Here is a 22,020-nt window from a genome sequence, read left to right on the forward strand (position 1 = left end):
GAAGGGTGCCTGAAGACCATGACAGAGAAGTCGAACCAGCCGGACTCCGCTTCCCGCGGAGCTGCTTCCGATCCCGCGACCCCGGCGAGCACCACCCCCTCGGTGAGTGCCACAATCTCGGCGGGCACCACCGCCGACCTCACAGATGAGGCCCTCACCCCGACGGTCGACGCCGTCACGCAGGCGGCCGTCGCAATCGTCGAGGCTTTCGCAGCGACCGACACCGATGCGTACTTCGCCGGTTTCGCCGAGGACGCCTCCTTCATCTTCCACCCCGAGGACCACCGCCTGAACTCCCGAGCCGAGTACGAAGAGACGTGGCAAGGCTGGCTCGCCGACGGTTGGTCGGTCGTCTCGTGCGCCTCGTCCGACCCGCTCGTCCAGACGTTCCCCGGCGGTGCGGTCTTCTCCCACACCGTCGATACGACAGTCGAGACCGGGAGCGGCCGGGAGTCGTATCGGGAACGGGAGAGCATCGTCTTCCGCCACCTCGGCGAGGGTCATCTCATCGCGATCCACGAGCACCTGTCCACGGTCCCGGGCGACGACGGATCGGCCTCCGCTGACTCGGTCACCTCCGACGGCCAGGGCAGGGCAGCCTCGGCGAGGTCGGGCGACGCACCCGGCACCGAGGCGGTCGGTCGATGAACTGGTACCGCAGACTCGAGGAGAAGGTCGGATCCGACACCGACAGTTCGCAGGTGGTGCGGGGGCGGCTGAGCACGGGTCGGATGTTCATGATCTGGCTGGCGGCGAACCTCGTGGTCACGACGATGCTCACGGGCACGCTCTTCGTCCCCGGCATCGACTACGGGACCGCGATCGTCGTCATCGTCGCGGGGACGGTGACGGGGACTGTCGTGCTCGTCCTCGTCGGCAACATCGGCACGCGTACGGGACTGGCGACGATGGCGATCACCAGGGGAGCGTTCGGCCCTACTGGCAGCTACCTGCCGGTCGCGGCGAACGTCGTCATCCTCATGGGATGGAGCTGGGTGCAGGCGATGCTTGCCGGCATCAGCGTCAACTACGTCGTCGAGCAGACGACGGGATTCTCGAACCCCATCCTCTTCTCCGTCCTCTGTCAGGCGCTCGTCGTCGGGCTCGCGATCCTCGGTCACGAGGGGATCGAGAAGGCCGAGCCGTGGTTCGCCCTCCTCATCCTCCTCGTCATGGCCTACGTCTTCGCCACGGCCTTCATCGGCCACGCGCCCAGTGAATACGTCTCCATCCCCGCAGATGAGAGCCTCGGATTCACCCCCGTGCTCGCACTCGACATCGTCATCGCCACGGCGATCTCGTGGACGGTGCTCTCCGGCGACCTCAACCGGCTCGCCGGCAGTCAGAGGGCCGGGATCGTCGGTTCCGGCCTCGGCTACATCACCTCGACCGTGCTCGCGATGCTGCTCGGGCTCACGGCGTTCAGCTTCATCATCCTCGATGGAGGCACCGCCGAGCCCTTCGACCCCACCGCACTCGCCGACCGCTTCGGCTGGCCGCTCGCGATCGTCATCTTCCTCTCTGTGATGGCGACGAACACGATGGTCGTCTACGGCATGGTCAACTCCGTGCTCGGCGCGAAGAGCGGGTCGCGGTTGCGCTTCCTGCCCGTCGCCCTCGTCCTCGGACTGATCTCGATCGTCGGATCGACGTGGCTCGCGCTGCTCGACCAGTACACCGACTTCCTCACGATGATCGGCGCGTTCTTCGTCCCCGTGTTCGCGATCCTCATCGCCGACCACTACATCATCAAGCGCGGCGTCTACACGAGCGACATCCTCCGCGACGATGGCGGGATCTACTCCTACGTCCGCGGAATCAACTGGGCAGCCGTCATCGTGTGGATCATCGGAGCGCTCGCCTCCTACCTTCTCACCTATGTGTGGCCGAGTCCGCTGGGAGCGACGATCCCGTCCTTCGTCATCTCGTTCCTCCTCTATCTCGGGCTGTCGTGGTCGACGCGTTCCCGTTTCGCCGAGGCGGCCGACCGCTGACATTCGGCGTGTGCCCGTCCGCGGGGTGGGGTTCCTTGGGCGGGTGGACGTGCGGCGGTGGAGTTCCGCTGGTGGGTGATGCGCCGAGGTAGGGGTTCGTGGGCGGACAATGTGTGGAGGTGGGGGTTCGTCGGCCGGCGATGGCCGAGGTGGGGGTTCGTCGGCCGGCGATGGCCGAGGTGGGGTTCCGTGGGTCGGCGATGGCCGTTGCTGCCGCTGGAGCATCAGTCGGGTGGAGGCGGATCCCGGTAGCCCTGTACTCGGCCGCCCTCGACCCCGGGAGCTTTCGACCCCGGGAGTGAGGCGGTGCTGCAGCGGGGTAGGGAGGCGGCGCTGGAGCGGTGCCCCGGCAGCCCTGAGCTTCGGTGACCGTGGTTCCCGGCAGTGGGGCGCTGTTCGGTGATGTGGCCCAGAACCCCAGCAGTGGGACAGTGCTGGGGCGGTGCAGTGACGCAGTGCTGGGGCGGTGCGTCCAGGCAGCCGTGAACTTCAGTGACCCGGCAGTGCCGGATCACGGCGGTGCGTGCTGAAACTGCGATGCTCGATCTTATGTCAGTGCCGACTGCAACAATGGGTGACATGGAACAGCAGCAGGGATCGGATGGACTGAAAATACTTGAGAGTATTTTTCAATCAGGTATTCACATTGTCTGTTCGAATCAGTTATTATTGACGTACTAGGAAGTTCGATGCGATCAGCACTTCTCGACAAAGGCGTCCGAGGCAGGTGAACCACCGTGAAAGGCATCCCGTCAGGAAACGGGCAGTCTGCGAACAGCGCAGCGGCCTCACCTCGTGATGCCCGTCTCGGCAGCGGACCTGCCGGTGGTGACGAGGGCGCGGAGCACGGCTCGCACACCCGTTCTCAGACGACCGTCCGCCTCGATTCGAGCTCGAGTGCGCTCGCTGTGATCTCAGCGGAATCAGACCAGGTGCAGCTCAAGGTCCTCGAAGCGACCGCCGGCCTCACCCTTGAACGAGCTGTCCGTGCGTGGGGCAATGCCGTTCCCGACGGCGACTCGCCGTTCCGGATCGCGACCATCGCCGCCTCTGTCGCGCGCAGTCTCGAGCGTGACGGCCGCGGCGAGAGTGACAATGAGGATAGCGGTCAGGAAGACGGCAGCGTTGACGAGGGCATTGTCGGACCTGCAGTTATCGATCAGGGTGCTGACGGCGACTGTATCGACGGCGTGGGCAACTGTACCTCCCCACGCGATTCCCAGTGCGAGCCTGCTACAGGTGACCTTCTCAATTCGACTGTCGACACTGTGTCGACGTTCACCTTGTCGTCGAACCGCTTAGCCTCCTCATCGGACGGCGCTGCTTCCTCGTCGGACAGTGTTAGAGCGTCCTCGGACCGCTCCACTATGTCGTCGGGCCGTCCCCCTGTACCTGCCCCGCCTGATTCTCGCCGTGACCCTTTCGGCCCCTGCGCGGACCCCGAATGTCTGGTGTGTACAGGTAAGGCCTCCCCGCCTGCGGCATCCACCGAGCTTGTCATCATCCGTCAGTCGCCGACCGAGTTGCTCTCATTTGATGCCGACTTCAGCGCACAGTGGTCGCTGCTCGCATCGATGCAGACGGAGACGATCGCGAGCGCAGCCTGTGAGATGCAGGATGGTCGAGAATCGGATAGTCCTGGAGCATCGGCGGGCACTGACGCGGACGCCGAATGCGAGAGCGACGGTGAAGCCCAGACCGACAGTGATCGCCTCGACTTCCCGGACTTCGGCCTCGACACGGACATGTCGGTCTGGATCAGCGACAACGTGCCCGCCGAGGATGTCGCTGAGACCGCCTCGATCCTTGGCCTGTCTATCGCCAAGACCTACCGTCACTTGGGCATCGCGATGACGATCATCCACGGACTGCCGCGTTTCGCTGACCGCGTCCGGGCAGGCGAGTTCACCATGGCTCATGTCCAGGCGGCTGCCGACCTCTGCCGAACCGTAGCCTTCAGGTATCTTCCCCGGATCGACGAACATCTCGCCGAACGACGCGCAGACGTGACCTGCGACCGGCTGCGCACGGCGCTGCGCAAATTCATCACAGTGCTCCAGCCGGCCGAGGACCGGTCGAAGACGGCCGCCGAACGCCGCCGCGTCGACTTCCAGACTTACAAGAACGGATCGGCGTGCCTGTCACTCATCGGTCCCACGGATGAGCTCTACGCCTGCTACCGACGAGTCGAAGCAATGGCGCGGGCAGTGCGAGCACGTCGTGGGGCTGCATTCGACCTGCCACCTGGTGTGGAGATCGCCGATGAGCGTTCGATCCAGGCTCTCGAGTACGACATCCTGTCCCGGCCTCAGCCCAGACTCTGCATCCGAGTGCGATCGATCGATCCGGTCACCGGGGTGCAAACCGAACGCGAAGAGCCGCTCCTCGATGACGAGGGAAATCTGCTCTTCGACATCGACTCCGACGGAGCCATCGTCATGCACGACGGGCAGGTGGCCGCCATCGGCGCCGGAGGCGATGGGAGCCTCCGCGCCGCCGCATCTGGCGTCGCTGGGGATGCGGTCGGAACTGACGACTCACGGTGGGGGAGCGCATTCTCAGCCTCCCCGCTCAACGGTTCGCGGATCATCGACAGCAGGGTCGTCATCGCGATGCCCACGCATCACTGGTGGCTCTACTGGCAGGCCGGCGTGGTCGTCACCGTTCCGTTCCTCACCGTCTGCGGTGAGTCGGATCTTCCGGGCGTTCTCCCCGAAGGATCGCCGATTCCGGCTGAGACCGCTCGACGTATCGCCGGCTACAGCTCGACGATGACGAGGATCCTCACCGATCCCGCCACCGGCACTCCACTTGATGCGAAAGCGACGACGTACCGGATTCCGAACAACGTCCGCAGGACACTCATCTCCAAATGGGCAGTCTGCTCCGTTCCCGGGTGCACTCGCAAAGCGGTCACCTCGGAGATCGATCACATCATTCCGTTCTTCCACCTCGATCCGCTCAAAGGCGGGCTGACGAGGTTCGGCAACCTCCACCCACTGTGCAAACGCCACCACGCCATCAAGACGGCCGACCGGTTCCGCGTGCGCATGCTCGACACGGGAACCGTCGAATACGAGTTCCGACACGGAGTCACAACCCGATCCCGGGCACCAGACCAGCCGATCGATGTCGCCCACGCATTGGAGTTCAGTGAACTGTGCGGCCTCAGCCCCGGCGAAGTAACGATTCCCGAACATCTGATTCCACCAGCCAAGGACACGGTCGAAGTCCCACCTGATGAGGACGCCGTGCGTGAGCGGGATGACGCGATCCGTCGTGCTGAAGAGGCGGCGGAGCGTGACCGGCTCCTTGCAGAGTGCATCGCGCGATCGATCGAAGTTCGACGACGGAAGAGGCTGTCGGACTGCCTCGACTGGCCGAACGTCACTCACCAGGCGTGCCTGCCGCCCGGATCGGATCCGGTGACGATGAAGAGACTGATGCCTGGGAAACGGGAATCGGCATACTCCATCTGGCGGCGGAGGGACGAGGCCGGAGACGAGTGGACGGAGCCGCTCGACCCGTTCTGGGAAAGCTCGCGAGCATGGACGGCGGCCTGCGTGCAATGGGACCACGACGAAGACGACCCGCCGCCGTTCTGATACCTCGGGGGACCGGTTCTCTCACACATCTCGGGAACCGTTTCGGGTACACGGCCGCGACCTCACCTCAGTTCATCGACACTCACGTCAGATGATCGAACTCCCCGGAGACCCACCTGGCATACCGGTCCGCCGATGACTGCACTGCATCGTAAGCGCCGGCCGGGATGGTCTGCCCGAAGTTGCCGTACATCCTGTCGAAGTCGAGATCGGCCACCGAGGCGGCGATCCTCCTGACGACCGCGCCGGAGAGCGGAAGGTAGTTGGGGAAGCTCCGCATGAATGTCACCCACCCCGATCGCGCGACTGGGCCGATCGAATCGCCGCTGAGCATCACTCCGTGGCCGTCGTGACCGGGCCACAATGCGATTGCGCTGCCGGGGAAATGACCGCCGACTCTGCGCAGCAGGATCTCCGGGAGGGGAGTGGCATCGGCGTCGAAGTAGGTCATCGCCGGGCCATGCCGCTGTACCCACTCCGAATCTGCCTCGCAGACATAGACCGGGGCATCGTCGAACGCCGCACTCCACGCCAGCTGCATGCCGAACATGTGCGGATGACTCGGTGCGATCGCGGCGATCCCACCGAGTTCCCGAATCGCGGAGACCGCCTCGTCGTCGATGAAGGGCGGAACGTCGAAGAGCAAATTGCCGTGGTCGGTCGCAGCCAGATAGCACGTCTGGCCGATGCCCAAACGGGGCTCGATCCGCAGAGCATGAAGCCCCGGTTCGCGCTCCTCGATGACAACCCTGTGGCCCTCGTCCGCGAGGTGCGATCGGCTCACCCATTCCTGACCCGATGATGGCACCCATTGCCGTTCGTCATCGCAGATCGGGCATATCGGCGGGGGAGTGGGGCCGGTCTCCACGCCACAGTTGCGGCAGATCAGGACATCAGCGAGGCGGTGGTTGTCGCCTCCGGAATGGCCGCTGACTCCGTCCTGTCGGCTCCCGGCATCGCTGTGACGGCGCCCCTCACCGCTGCGAGGTCTCCTGGCATCGTCTCGACGAAAGGAGCGGTCGGCTCTGCTGCCGTTGGCGCTGTTCGGGGGAGTCGTCATCGTCATCCTTTCTCGCAACCCAGCCTACGACCTCTCCGCTTCGAGTCGACGGGAACTCAGGCAGCCGACGTCTGGAAATTCGTCAGCGTTGGGGAGCTTGTCGGCGTTTCGAGGCCTGCCCAGAGTCTTGAAGCCAGTCGGCTTCTGGGAATCTGCCACCGTCTCAAAACGAAACGTTGTGTTGCGTAAAGAGATTCGGACGTGAGAGGCTCCGATCATGACGCAGCCCACAACGAAGGGGCGGCCGCTCGACGCCGAGCTCACCGCCAGAGTGCTCGCCGCCGTGCGCGCGGAAGTCGAGGCGAACGGGCTGACGAACCTGCGCATCGAGCAGCTTGCCTCGACACTCGGGTGCGGCAAGACCGCGATCTACCGGCGTTGGCCGACCAAGCCCGAGCTCGTCGCCGCAGCGATCCTTGAGACGTTCGACCTCGGCGAGCAACCAGATACGGGAGACGTCGTCGAGGACCTCGTCGCTCACGCGTGGCAGAACGTCGAGAACGTCCGCCGCTCACACGATGCCCGCGCCCGCGGCAACGGACTCCTGCTCGCAATGTTCGACATGGACGTCATCCCGCTCATCTCAGAGGGCTTCATAGAGCGACGACACGCGATGGGCACGGCGATCCTCGACCGCGCAGTCGACCGCGGGGAGATCGGCCCCGACCTCGATCACGATCTCATCCTCGACGCTCTCGCCGGTATCACCCTCTTCCGGCTGACGCTCCGACCCGGCAGGCCACAGGGCACCGACGATGAGGTCAAGGACACCTACCGCACGTTGGTGAGATCGCTCGTCGGAGCCACCGGCGCGCGGGCCCGGACCACCGACCCCTGACCATCACGACTCGACCTGCGATCACGACTGCACGACCGACGAAAGGACACCATGGCCGCGGCACTCGTCCCACCCATTGTTCCCGGTGACGACCGACTCCTCCTGCGCAGAGCCACCCTCATCGACGGGACCGGGGGACCGCCGCTTCCCGACGCCGAGCTCGAGATCGCCGACGGGCGCATCGTCTACGCCGGTCCGCGCCGGGCCGACGACGAGCAGCGGCCTCCGGCCGCACGCATCATCGACCTCACAGGCAGGACGATCCTGCCCGGCTTCATCGACGCCCACGTCCACCTCGGGCTCTCGATCGAGGACCAGGCGGCCGATGCCGCACGCTTCGATTCCGAACGCACCCTGCGCACCGCGCTCAACGCCCGCCGGACGCTCATGGCGGGAGTGACGACGGCGCGCGACCTCGGCGGCATCGACCGCGGAATCCGCGATGCGATCAGCGCCGGGCTCATCCACGGGCCCCGTCTGCACATCGCCGTCTCAGCGCTCTCACCCACCGGCGGGCACACCGACTTCACCCTGCCCAACGGACGCGAAGTCCCGATGCCGATGCCCGTCCACCCGATCATCGACACCGACGACGACGTCCGCCGCACCGTACGCCTCCTCATCCGCGGGGGTGCCGATGTCATCAAGGTGTGCACGACGGGCGGCGTCTCGAGCCCCTCGGACACTCCCGACGACCTCGGCGTCCCCGAGGAGCACGTCCGACTCATCGTCGCCGAGACCGCCAAACGCGCAGGCCAGCCGGTTGCCGCTCACGCTCAAGGCCCGGAGGGGATCAAGGCGGCGATCCGCGGGGGAGTGCGCTCGGTCGAACACGGCTACGGCATCGACGACGAGGGCATCGACCTCATGCTCGAACACGGGACCTTCCTCGTCCCCACCCTGAGCAGCGCACTGCGCGTACCCGACCCCGCCCTGGTGCCCGACTACCTGTACGAGAAGAAGGTGACCTGGTCGGCGATCGCCCGGGAACGCCTCGCCGCCGCCTTCGCCGCCGGCGTCCGCGTGGCACTCGGCACCGACTCCGGTGTCTGCCCCCACGGTGAGAACCTCCGCGAACCCGTCCACGCCGTCGAACTCGGTCTCACTCCGATGGAGGCGATCGTCGCTGGCACGAAGAACGCAGCCGCGCTGCTCCGCCTCGACGACGACCTCGGCACAGTGGAGTCGGGCAAGCTCGCCGACCTCCTCGTCGTCGACTTCGATCCGCTCACGGACATCACCCCGCTCGCCGACCCTGACAACGTCACCGCCATCGTCCAGGGTGGTGCCGTCGTCAAGGACAGCGCCGGGTGGTTCGGCGACGAACCTTCCCGCCCGCTCCTCGCCGGATGACCGACGCACCCCGCCGACCGGCACCGAACAGAACCGATGACCACCCACATCACCGCAGAAGGGACCACGAAACCATGACGATCGACTTCACCACCGAAGCCGCCGCCCTGAGCACCGAGCTCATCGAGCTCCGCCGCGACCTCCACCGCAACCCCGAACTCGGACTCGACCTGCCCCGCACCCAGCGCGCCATCCTCGACGCCCTCGAGGGACTGCCGCTCGAGATCACGACGGGCACGGGGCTGACCTCGGTCATTGCCGTCCTCCGCGGCGGACGGCCGGGCCCGACGATCCTGCTCCGCGGCGACATGGACGCCCTTCCCGTCGTCGAGACGACCGGCCTCGACTACGCCTCGACCAACGGGAACATGCACGCGTGCGGTCATGACCTCCACGTCTCCGGCCTCGTCGGAGCCGCGAAGCTCCTGTCCGCGCACCAGGACGAGCTCGCCGGAACCGTCGCATTCATGTTCCAGCCCGGCGAGGAGGGCCTCGGCGGCGCAAAGGACATGATCGACGAGGGCATGTTCGACACCATCGGATCGACCCCCGACGCCGCCTACGCGATCCACGTCGCCCCCGGTGAGCCCGGCACCTTCGTCACCCGACCGGGCACGATCATGGCCGGAGCGAACACCTTCCACCTGACCATGCACGGCAAAGGCGGGCACAGTTCGCGTCCGCAGGACGCCGTCGACCCCATCCGGCCTCTCCTCGAGTTCGGGCAGGCCATCTATTCGATGGTCACCGGATCGTTCAGCGTCTTCGACCCCATCGTCGCCGAGGTGACCCAGCTCAACGCCGGATCCGCCGTCAACATCATCCCTGGGACCGCCTCCCTGGCGATGTCCGTGCGCACGCTCTCCGCCGAGACGACGAAGCGTTTTCCGGAGCTCGCCACGCGACTGGCCGAATCGATCGCCGCCGCCCATCGCTGCACCGCCGAGGTGGTGTGGAACGAGCAGTACCCGGTGACCGTCAACGATGCTGCCGAGGCCGCTTTCACCGTTGAAACCCTGCAGAAGGCCTTCGGGCCCGACCGCGTGGTCGAAGCTCCCGATCCGGTCATGGGCTCGGAGGACTTCTCGTATGTCCTCGAGGAGGTGCCGGGTGCCTTCGTCTTCCTCTTCGTCACCCCCGATGGCGTCGACCCCGAGACGGCGGCGGTCAATCACTCGCCCGAGGTCCTCTTCGACGATGCCCACCTTCCCGACCAGGCAGCGGCTCTGGCGACGCTCGCATGGGAGAGGTCTCTGCGCGCCTGAGCAGTCCCCGGAGTCGGAGTCGGCTCAGAACGGGTCGCCGTCGGAATCGACGGAGTGGACACGGTCCTCGCGCATGCTCACCTTGTCCACCCCGTCGAGCTCCATGATCATCGGGATGAGCATGTGCAGGGGGCGCTTGCCGTCGAACTTCACATCGATGCGCACCATCGTCACCCCGTCCTCGTCCTCGAACCGCTGGGAGTCGAGGATCGTGTTCTTGAATCCCATCGAGCTCGCGACGGCGAGGATCTCTCGGAGGATCCCACCGCCGTCACGGTAGACGATGCGCAGGAGCTTCCCGTGATCACTGTCGGGGATCCTGCGGATGAGCGGGGCGACGACGAAGAGCGTGAGGAGGTGGAGTGCCGTGAGCATCGTCGCGAGCCCGAGCATTCCCGCCCCGCACGCCATGCCGACGGCAGCAGCCACCCAGATCGTCGCCGCCGTCGTCAGCCCGCGGACCATGTTCCGGCCTTTGAAGATCACACCGGCGCCGAGGAAGCCGATGCCAGAGACGATCTGCGCGGCGATCCGCGAGGGGTCGAGCTGGACGTCGCTGTCGAGGACACCGGAGAAACCGTAGGCGGAGACGAGCGTGAACGCGCACGTGCCGATGCCGACGAGCACATGCGTCCGGTAGCCCGCGCTCTTCTGCCGGAACTGGCGTTCGAAGCCGATGAGCGAACAGAGCACGAAGCTCGCCAGCAGCAGCACTGCCTCGGTGAGCGCGGTCGGTCCCAGGAAATCGGTGTAGGAGCCCATGATGGAACTCACCTTAGTCCTGCACCGCTCGGTTCGGAACGCCGGACGAGCAGAGACGGCAGCCCGACCCTGCACTGCGCAGGATCGGGCTGCCGTCTCCGTGCCTCAGAGTTACGGTGCCTCCTGAGCCCCGGCCAGCGCTTGGCTCAGGCCTGTGGGGCCAACGTCCGGTCGAGAGCCTTCGCCGCGGTCTCAAGCTTGTCAGCGTAGCTCTGGACGATCTCCGGGGCATCGACGAGGCGACCGTCCGCGCCGTACGACTCGCGGGGAAGGGTGATCTCGACGTTGTCGGCGACGAGGTCGACCCCGATGAATTCGAGCACCGAGCGCAGCTGCGCCCCGGACATCCCGCCCCCGTGCCCGCCATAGCTGACGATGAGTGCTGGCTTGTCCCGCCATTCGGCGAAGAGGTAGTCGATCGCGTTCTTCAGCGACGCCGGATAGCCGCCGTTGTACTGCGGGGTGACGAAGACGATTCCGTCCGCTTCGGAGACGATCTCTGCCCAGGCCTTCGTATGGGCGTTCTGGTAGTTGCCGAGAGCCGGCATCGCCGGCTCATCGAGCATCGGCAGCCTGAGGTCGGCGAGGTCGACGATCTCGACGCGGGCGCCGGTGGCGTCGGCGATGACCTCGGATACGGCGGCCGCGATCTGGTCACCGACGCGGACCGGTCGCATGCTGCCGACGACGATGCGGATGAGTGGGGCGGAATCGTTCACTGTGGGGGTGTCCTTTCGGAGGGGGTGGAGGTGGTGCTCAGGGGGAGGGACGAGGGGCTGGACCGTCGGAACCTCAGTCGCAGCCCTCAGGGCCGCACACTGCACCGTCGGGCGCTTCGGCACCGTCGGACGCATCGGCGGCTGTGGAGCCGGCACCGGACAGGACGGTGAGCGTGGAGCTCTCCTCCCATGCGGTGTCGAGGGCGCGGGAGAACGTCTCCGACTGCTGGGCCCCGGAGATCCCGTACTTGCGGTCGATGACGAAGAACGGCACCCCGTTGGCGCCGAGCGCGCGGGCCTCGGCGATGTCGGCCTCGACAGCGCGGGTGTACTCTGCCGATTCGAGGACACGGCGGGTCTCGGAGGGATCGATTCCCAGACTCTCTCCCACCTCGGCGAGGTAGTCGATGCTGCCGATGTCACGACCGGTCTCGAAGTGACCGGACATGAGGGCCTCCTCGGCCTCGGCCATGACGCCGTGGGTCTGCGCGAAGTGGAGGAAGCGGTGAGCCGTGAAGCTGTTGGCGACGACGACGGAGTCGAAGTCGTACGACAGACCCTCACCTTCGGCCTGCTCGCTCACCTGCGCGAACATCTGCTTGACGGCCTCCGGGGGCATGCCCTTCGTGCGGCTGAGGTAGTCGGCCTCTGACTCCTCGACGTGATCGGGAAGGGTGGGGTCGAGCTGGAAGCTGCGCCACCGGACCTCGACCTCGTCCCTGTGGGCGAATCCCTCCAATGCGGTCTCGAAGCGTCGCTTGCCGATGTAGCACCACGGACACGCGATGTCCGACCAGATCTCAATTTTCATGACACTTTCAACTACCGGTCAGCGCGCGTTATTCCCCGGGCGAACAGCTGTGAGCGCGGTCGCCGCCGATCGGTCGGCGGCGCTCAGGTGTCGGGTGTGGTCAGCGGCCGGTTGGGGTCAGGGGCCGGTGGGATGGAAGTCCGGGGCTCAGAAGAGGGCGGCCTGAAGCTGCGGGAGGCCTTCCGCGCCGATGGCGATCGAGGACGTCCCGGTTGCGGACCGGTCACCCCTGGTGCCGAGCGCCCCGCGCTCGCCGTAGTCCTCGTCCCTCGACCCGCGCAGGCCGTAGCGGTCGATGAGCGGATCGATCCGTGCGCGCAGCCACGTCCGGTACTCCTTCGAGGCATACGGCGAGTTCGCATACATCCGTCGGTAGCGGGGGAGGAGCTCGGGATGTTCGCGCCCGAGCCACTCGAAGAACCACTCCCTGGCGCCGGGCCGCAGGTGCAGGGCACCGTAGACGACCCGGTGTGCCCCGGCCTCGCTGATCGCCCGCAGGGCCGCATCGAGGTGCTCGCGCGAGTCGGTGAGCTTCGGCAGGACGGGCATGATGAAGACCGTCACCCGGAAGCCGAGGTCGGCTGCCGTACGCACGGTCGCGAGCCTCGCCGTCGTCGTCGGCGTACCCGGCTCGATGGCCTGCTGCAGGGTGTCGTCGTGGACGGCGATCGACATGCCGATCTCGACGGGGACATCTTCGGCGGCGCGGGCGAGCAGAGGGAGGTCTCGCCGGAGCAGGGTGCCCTTCGTGAGGATGGAGAGGGGCGTCGCATGGTCGGCCAGGGCCGTGATGATGCCGGGCATGAGACCGTAGCGACCCTCGGCCCGCTGGTAGGGGTCGGTGTTCGTGCCCAGGGCCACGAGCTCGCGCGACCACTTCGGCTTGGCCACCTCGGCTGCGAGGACCTCCGGTACGTTGACCTTGACGATGACCTCGCGGTCGAAGTCCTCACCCGCGTCGAGGTCGAGGTAGCGGTGGGTGCTCCGCGCGAAGCAGTAGACGCACGCGTGGGAGCACCCGCGGTAGGGGTTGATCGTCCACGAAAAGGGCATCCCGCTCGACTTCGGCACCCGGTTGAGCGCCGACTTCGCGAGGACCTCGTGGAAGGTCATCCCCGCGAACTCCGGAGTGCGCACGCTGCGGACGAGCCCCTTGACTCCGAAGAGCCCGGCCACCTTCTCCTGCTCGTTCCACCGCATGCCAGCATTCGAACACGTGTTCGAGTCCGTGTCAAGGGGGCTGTCCGCCGGGGTGCTCGCCCGTGGGGGTGCGGGCGCGCCCACCTTGCGCCCTTCGCTCACCATTCGGACAAATGGAATGCCAAAAATCCAGACTCGTCGCGAGCGCCGTGACGGCCATCCGCCCAGGTGCGGACCGTCGGGAGCCATGCTTGCGGTCTGATTTCTCGAAGACGAAAGCCTCTTTCTTCATTGCGGAAGAACTGTGACCCACGTTACGCTGAACCGGTCAGCAATCATCACCATGACCCTGTGGATCCTCGTTTGGTATTCCAGTGTTGTGCCGTCTCGGATGCGAGTACCCCATGGCGACGACAGTGACCTCCGACCAGCCGAATCCCGAGCGCCTCGGGCCGAGCCCCGAGCAACTGGCGGCCCACCGGATCAGCCCGCGGTTCTACAATGCCGACCTCGCTCCCTGTAAGAAGGAAAGCCGCAGCTGGACGGCCTACAGCGTCTTCTCCCTCTGGACGAACGACGTCCACTCGCTCGGCAACTACGGCTTCGCGCTCGGACTCTTCGCCCTCGGCCTCGGTGCGTGGCAGATCCTCGTCGCCCTTCTCGTCGGCGCCGCCCTCCTCTTCATCCTCCTCACCCTCTCGGGAATCATGGGACACAAGACCGGGGTGCCCTACCCGGTGATGAGCCGCATCGCCTTCGGCATCCACGGCGCCCAGCTCGCCGCCTCGGTGCGCGGAATCGTCGCGATCGCATGGTTCGGCATCCAGACCTACCTCGCCGCGAACGTCCTCAATGTCCTGCTGCTCACGTTCCTGCCGGGTCTGCAGTCATGGGCCGAGGTCGAATTCCTCGGACTCAGCGGCCTCGGCTGGTTCTCCTTCACCCTGCTCTGGATCGTCCAGGTCATCATCGTCAGCTACGGCATGGAGATGATCCGCAGGTACGAGGCGATCGCGGGACCGATCATCCTCCTCACCTTCGTCTCCCTGGCCGTGTGGATGCTCGTCAGGGTCGACTTCCGGATCTCGTGGTCGATCGACGATCCGCTCACCGGGTGGGAGATGTGGGTGCAGATCCTCGGCGGCGGCGCGCTGTGGGTGGCAATCTACGGCACCTTCGTCCTCAACTTCTCCGACTTCACCCGCTCGGCGAAGACCCGCGGCTCGATCGTCGTCGGCAACTTCTGGGGCATCCCCATCAACATGCTCGTCTTCGGCCTCGTCGTCATCTCGCTCGCCGGCGCGCAGTACACGATCGACGGCACCGTCATCACCTCACCCGCCGACATTGTCCAGGCGATCGGCAGTCCGATCCTCCTCGCGCTGGCCTCGCTGTCCCTGCTCATCCTCACCGTCGCAGTCAACCTCATGGCGAACTTCGTCGCCCCGACCTACGCCCTGACGAACCTCTTCCCGCGTCATCTCAACTTCCGCAGCGCCGCGATCATCTCGGCGATCATCGGCTTCGCCATCCTCCCGTGGAACCTCTACGACTCACCTGTCGTCATCGTCTACTTCCTCGGCGGCCTCGGTGCCCTGCTCGGACCGCTCTTCGGCATCATCATGGTCGACTACTGGCTCGTGCGGAAGACGAAGGTCAACGTCCCCCAGCTCTACACCGAGGCGAACGACGGCGAGTACTTCTACCACCACGGGGTCAACTGGCGGGCGATCGGCGCGTTCATCCCCGCGTCCCTCATCGCGCTCATCCTCGCCCTCGTGCCGGCCTTCTCCTCGGTCTCGGAGTTCTCGTGGTTCCTGGGCGCCGGGCTTGCCGCCGTCATCTACTTCGTCATCGCCCGCCGCGACTTCACCTTCCGCGAGGTCGACGGCGAGGAGATCGCCGTCCCGACCGCACACTGACCCGCACACACCCACCTGACCTGGAGAGACCCATGAGAATCCTCGTCGTCAACGTCAACACGACCGCGTCGATGACCGACGGGATCGCCCGAGCGGCACGGGAGGCCGCCTCGGCGGACACGGAGATCATCGGCCTGACCCCGAGCTTCGGCCCCGAATCCTGCGAAGGCAACGTCGAAAGCCACCTCGCGGCACTCGGCGTCATGGACGCCGTGCTCGGATACGACGGTGAGTACGACGCTGTCATCCAGGCCGGCTACGGCGAGCACGGCAGAGAAGCCCTGCAGGAGCTCCTCGACGTCCCCGTCGTCGACATCACCGAGGCGGGTGCGACGCTGGCGATGCTGCTGGGCCGCCGATACTCCGTCGTCACCACCCTCGACCGCACGGTCCCGCTCATCGAGGATCGGCTTCTGCTCGCCGGGCTCGACCGGCACTGCGCCTCCGTGCGCTCCTCGGGGATGGCCGTCCTCGACCTCGAGGCCGATCCCGACCGGGCCGTCGACGCGATCGCGGGTGAGGCCGCCGAGGCGGTCGATCGTGACCGTGCCGAGGTCATCGTCCTCGGGTGCGGGGGTATGGCCGACCTCGCCGAGGTGATCGTCGACCGCTGCTCGGTCCCCGTCGTCGACGGTGTCGCCGCCGCCGTCAGGCTCGCCGAGTCCCTCGTCGGCCTCGGACTCTCGACCTCGAAGGTGCGCACGTTCGCGCCGGCGCGACCGAAGCGGATGACCGGGTGGCCGTTCGCTCGGGGTGCGCAGGAGGCGAGTGCGGCGCAGGAGGCGAGTGCGGCGACAGACGCCGGGCCGCGGTCCGATGACGCAGGTTCAGCGGCGACGGACCGACCCGCGACGGCTGACCCGGCCGTCAGGACGCATCCGGCCGCCGGCTGAGCGCGTCGTCTCCCTCAGCCCTCGGCCTTCGCGTCCTCGGTTTCCGCCGTCTTGCCTTCGTGGGCGAGGCGCTCCCGGTGCTTGTCATGCTGCTGGCGGCTCGTGCTCAGATGGTGGGTCGCGAGCTCGCGGACCCGGTCGACGTCGCGGTGGGCGATCGCGTCGAAGAGCTCGGCATGTTCGGTGGCGACGACGTCGAGCTCGTCATGCTGGCTCAGCTGCCAGCGCATCCGCGAGTCGAGGAGCTGCCCGACCTCGACGAGGAGCCGGTTGCCGGAGAGCTCCGTGACGATCGAGTGGAAGGCGGCGGCGCTCCGGTGCGCACCGACCGCATCCCCGGCCTCGGCCTGCCGTCGACCCGCCTCCATCGTCGCCTCGAGTGAGGCGAGTCCCTCCCGCGTGTGCCGTTGGGCCGCGAGTTCGAAGGCGAGGAGATCGAAGGCCTGACGCACCTCGGCGAGGTCGGCGACATCGCTGGGAGAGAACTCGCGCACTGTCGCCCACGTGTTCGGACGGTGGGCGACGAGCCCCTCCGAGGCGAGCTGCTTGAGGGCTTCGCGGACCGGGACACGGCTGACTCCGAGTTCGGAGGCGAGATTGCGCTCGACGAGGCGGCTGCCGGGCGCGCGCACCCCGTCGATGATCTCGTCGCGGAGGATCTCCGTCACCCGCACGGTCTCCGACCTAGGGCTGTCATTGTTCTTCACGTCGTCATTCTCCCACTCCGAGCGCCGAGGCTGCAGGGCGCAGGTCGGCCGGCCAGGCCCGACCTGCGCAGACCCGGCCGGCGCAGATCTGACCCCGCTCAGCGGCGGATCGCCCGGCCGAGGGTGTCGAGGCCGACCGAGCCGAGGCCCAGGGCCTTCGTGTGGAAGGCCTTGAGGTCGAAGTCGTCGCCGGCCTCGGCCTTCGCCTCGTCGCGGAACTGCTCCCACAGGCGCTGCCCGATCTTGTAGCTCGGGGCCTGTCCCGGCCAGCCGAGGTAGCGGTCGAGTTCGAAGGCGAGGAAGCTGCGGTCCATCGCGACGTTGTCGGTGAGGAACTGCCACGCCTTCTCCCGGTCCCATGTGCCCCCGCCGAGGCTCTCCGGGGCTTCAAGGCCGAGGTGGAAGCCGATGTCGAGGACGACGCGGGCGGCCCGCAGGCGCTGCGAGTCGAGCATGCCCAGGTAGTCGGCCGGGTCGTCGAGGTAGCCGAGGTCGGCCATGAGCCGCTCCGCGTAGAGCGCCCAGCCCTCGCCGTGTCCGGACACCCAGCACATGAGCCGGCGCCAGCGGTTGAGGGTATCGGAGACGTAGGTGGCCTGCCCGACCTGGAGGTGATGGCCGGGGACGCCCTCGTGGTAGACGGTCGTCTTCTCCTGCCAGGTTGCGAACTCGGTGACGCCCTCGGGCACCGACCACCACATCCGACCGGGACGGGAGAAGTCGTCGGTGGGCCCCGTGTAGTAGATGCCGCCGGTCGACGACGGGGCGATCATCGCCTCGATCGTGCCCACGGGTTCGGGGATGTCGAAGTGGGTCTTCCCGAGCTCGGCGATCGCCTCGTCGGCGACCCCCTGCATCCATTCGCGCAGCGCGTCCTTGCCGTGCAGGATGCGCTCCGGATCGGCGTCGAGCGCCTTCATCACGTCGAAGAGGTCGGTGCCGGGCATGATCTCCTCGGCGATCCGGCGCTGTTCGGCGTCGATGCGCTCGAGCTCCGCAAGTCCCCACCGGTAGGTCTCGTCGAAGTCGACCTCGGCGCCGAGGAAGTTCCGCGAGTGCAGGGCGTAGGCCTCCCTGCCGCATGCCTCGTTCTCCGGTGCCGCCGGCAGCAGCTCGGATCCGAGGAAATCGGCGAGGTCGGCGTACGCCTGTCGGACTCCATCGGCATGGGCGGCGAGGTCGTTGCGCAGCTGCGGGGACACCTCGGCGACATCATCGGCACCGGCGATGAGGGTGAGGAACGTCGAGTCGTCCCCGGCGAGATCGCGGGCCTGGTCGATGACCTTCTCAATCTGGATCCGGGCCGCCACCTGACCGCGGCTCTTGGCGAGCGCGAGTGACTCCTGGTATCCGGCCAGCGATGCGGGCACGGCGGCCAGGGTCGTGTCGATCGTCTCCCAGTCAGCCACCGTCGCGGTCGGCAGGAGGTCGAAGGTGTCGCGGACGTGCTGGACGGGGGAGGCGATGACGTTGAGGTCGGCGTGCTGGAAGCCCGCCTCGTAGTAGTCACGGGCGACGCCGAGGCGCTCGCGCATCGCATCGAGGGTGACCCGGTCGACGTCGTCGAGGTCGGCGCTCGCCTCCACCTCGTCGAGGCGGCGCAGCGTCTCGACATTGAGGTCGTTGAGCGCGGCGAGGCCGGCGGGGGAGAGGTCGTCGAAGCCCTTGCCTCCTTCGAGCCCGAGGTAGAGGGCGAGGGAGGGGGAGAGGGCGAGGGAGCGGTCGACGAAGTCCTCAGCGACGGCGTCGACGGCGGAAGGGGTTCTCTTTTCGGTCATGACCTCACCCTATATGAGCTGACGCACACCTCATGGCTCCGGTCACAGGCCATGAGGAGAGGCACATGGGCACAGTGCGGACATCGCATCCTGGGAGTTCGCTGAAGCTATAGCCTTGGATGGTCCCGCCGCCCGGCGGGACGCGGACGGCTGAGGGAAGAGAGACGGATCGGACGTGGCACGAGCACAGCTGTGGACCAAGGACTTCGTCGTCGGCGTCGGCCTCAACCTCGCGATGTCCATGGTCTTCTACCTGCTCATGACATCGATGGCCGGGTACGCGGTCGCCCGCTTCTCCGCCGGCCAGGCCGCCGCCGGATTCGCCTCGTCCGGTTTCATCGTCGGCGCCGTCATCGCCCGCATCCTCACCGGCAAGTACCTCGACTTCATCGGCCGCCGGACCCTGCTCGTCATCTCCATGGCCGTCTTCGTCCTCGCCTCGCTCGCGTACATCGCCGCCGACAGCCTCGTCCTCCTCATCGTCATCCGCCTCATCCACGGCGTCGCGTTCGGAGCCGGGAACACGGCGATCATGACGGCCATCCAGTCGATCATCCCCGCCTCCCGCCGAGGTGAGGGCACCGGCTACTTCGGCACGGCGACGACGGTGTCGACGGCCCTCGGGCCCTACCTCGGCGTCGTCCTGCCCCAGCGCTGGGACTTCGGGGTGCTCTTCCTCGCCTCGGCGCTCATGTCGCTCATCGCCCTCATCCTCTGCTTCCTCCTGCGCCTGCCGAAGCAGGAGCTCACTCCCGAGCAGCGGGCCGCCAAGTGGCACCTCCACCCCCGCACGCTCGTCGACCGCGACGGTCTGCGCATCGGGCTGATCATGCTCATCGCCGGCACCGCCTACGCCGCCGCCCTCGTCTTCCTCGCCGGGTACGCGGCCGAGAACGGAGTGCCCGCCGCCGCCTCGATGTTCTTCGTCGCCTTCGCCGCAGCCTCCCTCGTCGCCCGCCTCTTCGTCGGCCGGATCCAGGACGTCTACGGCGACAACGTCGTCATCTATCCGGTCCTCGCCCTCAACGCCGCCGGCAACCTCTTCATCGCCCTGTGGCCGACGATGACCGGCATCGTCATCGCCGGCGTCCTCGTCGGACTCGGCTTCGGCTCGCTCATGCCCAGCGCCCAGACGATCACAGTCAAGTCCGTCGAGATGGCCAGGGTGCCGGTGGCGACCTCGTCGTTCTTCCTCCTCCTCGACGTCGGATCCGGGATCGGGCCGATCATCCTCGGCGCCCTCATGCCGCTCACCGGCGGTCGGGGGATGTTCCTCCTCTGTGCCGGACTCGTCGTCGTCGCGATGGGCGTCTACTCCATCGTCCACGGCCGCGGCCGGGGCGGACGCCCGGGACGAGAATTCATCGGCTGACGGGCGCGCCTGCGCTCGGACGGGCGTCGGACCTCGGCCGCCAGACCGTGGTGCGGACGGCGGGTGACCCGAGGTCGGGACCCGAGTAGCCTGAGAAGAGCCCACCGACCGTCCGCCGCAGGAGGATCGCGATGAGACTCGCACTCGCCCAGATCAACACGACGACCGACGTCGCGGCCAACCTCGAGAAGGTCCGCGACTACACCCGCCGGGCCGCCGAGGCCGACGCTGACGTCGTCGTCTTCCCCGAGGCGACGATGTCCGCGTTCGGGCGCGGCCTGCGCGAGATCGCCGAGACCGAGGCGCAGGGCTGGCGCGAGGCGCTTACCGTGCTGGCCGCCGATGCCGATACCACCGTCATCGCCGGGGAGTTCGCCGTCTCCGGCGGCAAGGTCGTCAACCTGCTCGCCGTCTACGCCCCCGACGGCACCCGCACCGAGTATGCGAAGATCCACCTCTACGATGCCTTCGGGTTCAAGGAGTCCGACACCGTCGCAGCCGGTGAGGAACCGGCCGTCGTCGACCTGGGCGGAGAGGCCGTGGGGATCGCGATCTGCTACGACATCCGCTTCCCCAAGCTCTTCGCCGAACTCAGCCGCCGAGGCGCTCGCCTCGCCATCGTCTCCGCATCGTGGGGTGCGGGGCCGGGGAAGGTCGAGCAGTGGGAGCTGCTCGCTCGAGCCCGGGCGATTGACTCGAACATGTTCGTCGTCGCCCTCGGCCAGGCCGATCCCGAAGTCAGCGGGGTCGACGTGCCCCCGAAGGGCCCCACGGGAGTCGGCCACAGCCTCGTCGCCGACCCGTACGGGCACGTCGTCGTCTCCCTCGGCGGGGAGGAGACGCTCGAGATCGTCGAGATCGACCTCGGTCTCGCCGATGAGGCCGCCGAGGCGGTTCCCGTCCTCGTGAACGCGAAGCTCGGCTACTGACGTCAGTTGCCGCGGGGCTGAGACGGGATTGAGATGAAAATGCACGGAGTGCAATAATGTCGGCATGTCTTCAGCAGCCGACGTGACCGCAGCCGACCGGCCGGAGGGCCTGCGCGAGCGGAAGAAGCGCGAACGCGGGCGGGCGCTGCGCCGAGCCACGCTCGAGCTCACCCTCGAGAGCGGTTACGCCGATGTGACGATCGAGGCGATCTGCGAACGCGCAGGAGTCTCCCGGCGGACCTTCTTCAACTACTTCGCGAACAAAGAGGAGGCGCTGCTCGGGCGCTCCGACACCGTCTTCGACGACGAGGACCAGCCGGTCATCGCCGAGTTCGAGGCGGGCGGACCGACGGGGGACATGGTCGCCGACCTCGAGGGACTCCTCGCCGCAGTCGTCCGCAGCCGGCTGCGCCGCCGCGAGGAGATGCACCAGTACCACCGGGTCCTCCAGCAGGAGCCTCAGCTCATGCAGCTGCAGATGTCGCGGATGGGCAACAACGAGCGCCTGTTCCGCGAGATGATCCAGCGCCGCCTCGACGCGACGGCAGCCGACGGGTCGGCAGAGTCTGACGTCACGGGCACGCGCGACTCAGCGACCGCCTCGGCGACGGAAGGGGCGAGTGCCGCGGTCGACTCAGCCGGGGACCCAACGACCGCCTCGGCGGGGGAGGGGACCCCGAACGGCTGCCCCGAGGACTGGCCTGCGGTCTCCTACCGGGCCGAGGTGCTCGCGGCGGTGGCGATGATGGCGATCAAGGCGACGTTCATGCGGCTGCGCCGCGACGAGGGCGAACCGGACCCCATCATTGACGAGCTCTTCGCGGAATTGCGGGCGATCTTCACCGCCGGTACCGACTGAGCGCCCGCCGACC

The 22,020-nt window shown here is 67.2% G+C and carries 18 protein-coding genes; 11 read left to right on the plus strand and 7 right to left on the minus strand.

Annotation, left to right across the window (positions count from 1 at the left end; all coding sequences use genetic code 11):
* Positions 1-18 precede the first annotated feature (18 nt).
* The 3 genes from EZE58_RS02955 (at position 19) to EZE58_RS02965 (ending at position 5,599) form a co-directional block, all read left to right on the plus strand.
* Complete coding sequence (locus EZE58_RS02955; RefSeq protein ID WP_144587944.1) at positions 19-648, plus strand: nuclear transport factor 2 family protein; 630 nt, start codon at positions 19-21, stop codon at positions 646-648.
* Positions 645-1,994, plus strand: a complete 1,350-nt coding sequence (locus EZE58_RS02960; RefSeq protein ID WP_144587942.1) for a cytosine permease — start codon at positions 645-647, stop codon at positions 1,992-1,994. The genes EZE58_RS02955 and EZE58_RS02960 overlap by 4 nt, the downstream gene beginning before the upstream one ends.
* 932 nt (positions 1,995-2,926) lie before the next feature.
* Positions 2,927-5,599: an HNH endonuclease signature motif containing protein gene (locus EZE58_RS02965; RefSeq protein ID WP_144658369.1), complete on the plus strand. Its 2,673-nt coding sequence runs from the start codon at positions 2,927-2,929 to the stop codon at positions 5,597-5,599.
* Positions 5,600-5,681: 82 nt separating this feature from the next.
* Here EZE58_RS02965 and EZE58_RS02970 read toward each other — a convergent pair whose 3' ends face one another.
* Positions 5,682-6,383 (minus strand): hydrolase, encoded by a 702-nt coding sequence (locus EZE58_RS02970; RefSeq protein WP_179952588.1) that lies wholly within the window; start codon positions 6,381-6,383, stop codon positions 5,682-5,684.
* A gap of 493 nt (positions 6,384-6,876) precedes the next feature.
* Here EZE58_RS02970 and EZE58_RS02975 point away from each other — a divergent pair, with 493 nt between their 5' ends.
* From EZE58_RS02975 to EZE58_RS02985, 3 genes are all read left to right on the plus strand, one after another.
* Complete coding sequence (locus EZE58_RS02975; RefSeq protein ID WP_167559777.1) at positions 6,877-7,497, plus strand: TetR-like C-terminal domain-containing protein; 621 nt, start codon at positions 6,877-6,879, stop codon at positions 7,495-7,497.
* Positions 7,498-7,548: 51 nt separating this feature from the next.
* Positions 7,549-8,850, plus strand: a complete 1,302-nt coding sequence (locus EZE58_RS02980) for an amidohydrolase family protein (protein WP_179952587.1) — start codon at positions 7,549-7,551, stop codon at positions 8,848-8,850.
* Between the two features lie 74 nt (positions 8,851-8,924).
* Positions 8,925-10,115, plus strand: coding sequence for a M20 family metallopeptidase (locus tag EZE58_RS02985; protein WP_119296568.1), 1,191 nt, complete (start codon positions 8,925-8,927; stop codon positions 10,113-10,115).
* 24 nt (positions 10,116-10,139) lie between these two features.
* Here the strand turns inward: EZE58_RS02985 and EZE58_RS02990 are convergent, their stop codons facing one another.
* From EZE58_RS02990 to EZE58_RS03005, 4 genes are all read right to left on the minus strand, one after another.
* Entirely contained in the window at positions 10,140-10,877 is a 738-nt protein-coding gene (locus EZE58_RS02990; RefSeq protein WP_119296567.1) for an MgtC/SapB family protein, read from the minus strand.
* 146 nt (positions 10,878-11,023) lie between these two features.
* Complete coding sequence (locus EZE58_RS02995) at positions 11,024-11,596, minus strand: NAD(P)H-dependent oxidoreductase (protein WP_119296566.1); 573 nt, start codon at positions 11,594-11,596, stop codon at positions 11,024-11,026.
* 73 nt (positions 11,597-11,669) lie between these two features.
* A complete protein-coding gene (locus EZE58_RS03000; protein WP_119296565.1) occupies positions 11,670-12,407 on the minus strand; it encodes a DsbA family oxidoreductase in 738 nt (245 codons plus the stop codon).
* Between the two features lie 147 nt (positions 12,408-12,554).
* A complete protein-coding gene (locus EZE58_RS03005; protein WP_201671318.1) occupies positions 12,555-13,607 on the minus strand; it encodes an Rv2578c family radical SAM protein in 1,053 nt (350 codons plus the stop codon).
* A 344-nt stretch (positions 13,608-13,951) separates the two neighbouring features.
* On the opposite strand from EZE58_RS03005, the gene EZE58_RS03010 reads away from it, so the two are divergent.
* Positions 13,952-15,469, plus strand: a complete 1,518-nt coding sequence (locus EZE58_RS03010; protein ID WP_167559779.1) for an NCS1 family nucleobase:cation symporter-1 — start codon at positions 13,952-13,954, stop codon at positions 15,467-15,469.
* A gap of 32 nt (positions 15,470-15,501) precedes the next feature.
* Positions 15,502-16,362 carry an aspartate/glutamate racemase family protein gene (locus EZE58_RS03015; RefSeq protein ID WP_119296564.1) on the plus strand — a complete coding sequence of 287 codons (861 nt, stop codon included), beginning with the start codon at positions 15,502-15,504 and terminating at the stop codon, positions 16,360-16,362.
* Between the two features lie 14 nt (positions 16,363-16,376).
* On the opposite strand, the gene EZE58_RS03020 is transcribed toward EZE58_RS03015, so the two are convergent.
* Positions 16,377-17,069 carry a GntR family transcriptional regulator gene (locus EZE58_RS03020; protein ID WP_063249452.1) on the minus strand — a complete coding sequence of 231 codons (693 nt, stop codon included), beginning with the start codon at positions 17,067-17,069 and terminating at the stop codon, positions 16,377-16,379.
* A gap of 98 nt (positions 17,070-17,167) precedes the next feature.
* On the minus strand, positions 17,168-18,847 hold the full coding sequence (locus tag EZE58_RS03025) for a DUF885 domain-containing protein (protein WP_167559781.1): 1,680 nt from the start codon (positions 18,845-18,847) through the stop codon (positions 17,168-17,170).
* Positions 18,848-19,022: 175 nt separating this feature from the next.
* On the opposite strand from EZE58_RS03025, the gene EZE58_RS03030 reads away from it, so the two are divergent.
* From EZE58_RS03030 to EZE58_RS03040, 3 genes are all read left to right on the plus strand, one after another.
* Positions 19,023-20,219: an MFS transporter gene (locus EZE58_RS03030; protein ID WP_063249449.1), complete on the plus strand. Its 1,197-nt coding sequence runs from the start codon at positions 19,023-19,025 to the stop codon at positions 20,217-20,219.
* 131 nt (positions 20,220-20,350) lie between these two features.
* Positions 20,351-21,148: a carbon-nitrogen hydrolase family protein gene (locus EZE58_RS03035; RefSeq protein WP_119296562.1), complete on the plus strand. Its 798-nt coding sequence runs from the start codon at positions 20,351-20,353 to the stop codon at positions 21,146-21,148.
* 64 nt (positions 21,149-21,212) lie between these two features.
* A complete protein-coding gene (locus EZE58_RS03040; protein ID WP_167559782.1) occupies positions 21,213-22,007 on the plus strand; it encodes a TetR/AcrR family transcriptional regulator in 795 nt (264 codons plus the stop codon).
* The last annotated feature ends 13 nt before the right edge of the window (positions 22,008-22,020 follow it).

The organism is Brevibacterium sp. LS14 (assembly GCF_012027885.1).
In the GTDB taxonomy this organism is placed as follows: domain Bacteria; phylum Actinomycetota; class Actinomycetes; order Actinomycetales; family Brevibacteriaceae; genus Brevibacterium; species Brevibacterium casei.

Excerpts from the sequence above, each read along its gene's own strand:
- EZE58_RS03015 (WP_119296564.1), top strand. The coding sequence starts at position 15,502 with ATGAGAATCCTCGTCGTCAACGTCAACACGACCGCGTCGATGACCGAC.
- EZE58_RS02975 (WP_167559777.1), top strand. The coding sequence starts at position 6,877 with ATGACGCAGCCCACAACGAAGGGGCGGCCGCTCGACGCCGAGCTCACC.
- EZE58_RS03005 (WP_201671318.1), bottom strand. The coding sequence starts at position 13,607 with ATGCGGTGGAACGAGCAGGAGAAGGTGGCCGGGCTCTTCGGAGTCAAG.
- EZE58_RS02955 (WP_144587944.1), top strand. The coding sequence starts at position 19 with ATGACAGAGAAGTCGAACCAGCCGGACTCCGCTTCCCGCGGAGCTGCT.
- EZE58_RS03010 (WP_167559779.1), top strand. The coding sequence starts at position 13,952 with ATGGCGACGACAGTGACCTCCGACCAGCCGAATCCCGAGCGCCTCGGG.
- EZE58_RS03035 (WP_119296562.1), top strand. The coding sequence starts at position 20,351 with ATGAGACTCGCACTCGCCCAGATCAACACGACGACCGACGTCGCGGCC.
- EZE58_RS02990 (WP_119296567.1), bottom strand. The coding sequence starts at position 10,877 with ATGGGCTCCTACACCGATTTCCTGGGACCGACCGCGCTCACCGAGGCA.
- EZE58_RS03025 (WP_167559781.1), bottom strand. The coding sequence starts at position 18,847 with ATGACCGAAAAGAGAACCCCTTCCGCCGTCGACGCCGTCGCTGAGGAC.
- EZE58_RS02985 (WP_119296568.1), top strand. The coding sequence starts at position 8,925 with ATGACGATCGACTTCACCACCGAAGCCGCCGCCCTGAGCACCGAGCTC.
- EZE58_RS02980 (WP_179952587.1), top strand. The coding sequence starts at position 7,549 with ATGGCCGCGGCACTCGTCCCACCCATTGTTCCCGGTGACGACCGACTC.
- EZE58_RS02960 (WP_144587942.1), top strand. The coding sequence starts at position 645 with ATGAACTGGTACCGCAGACTCGAGGAGAAGGTCGGATCCGACACCGAC.
- EZE58_RS03000 (WP_119296565.1), bottom strand. The coding sequence starts at position 12,407 with ATGAAAATTGAGATCTGGTCGGACATCGCGTGTCCGTGGTGCTACATC.
- EZE58_RS03040 (WP_167559782.1), top strand. The coding sequence starts at position 21,213 with ATGTCTTCAGCAGCCGACGTGACCGCAGCCGACCGGCCGGAGGGCCTG.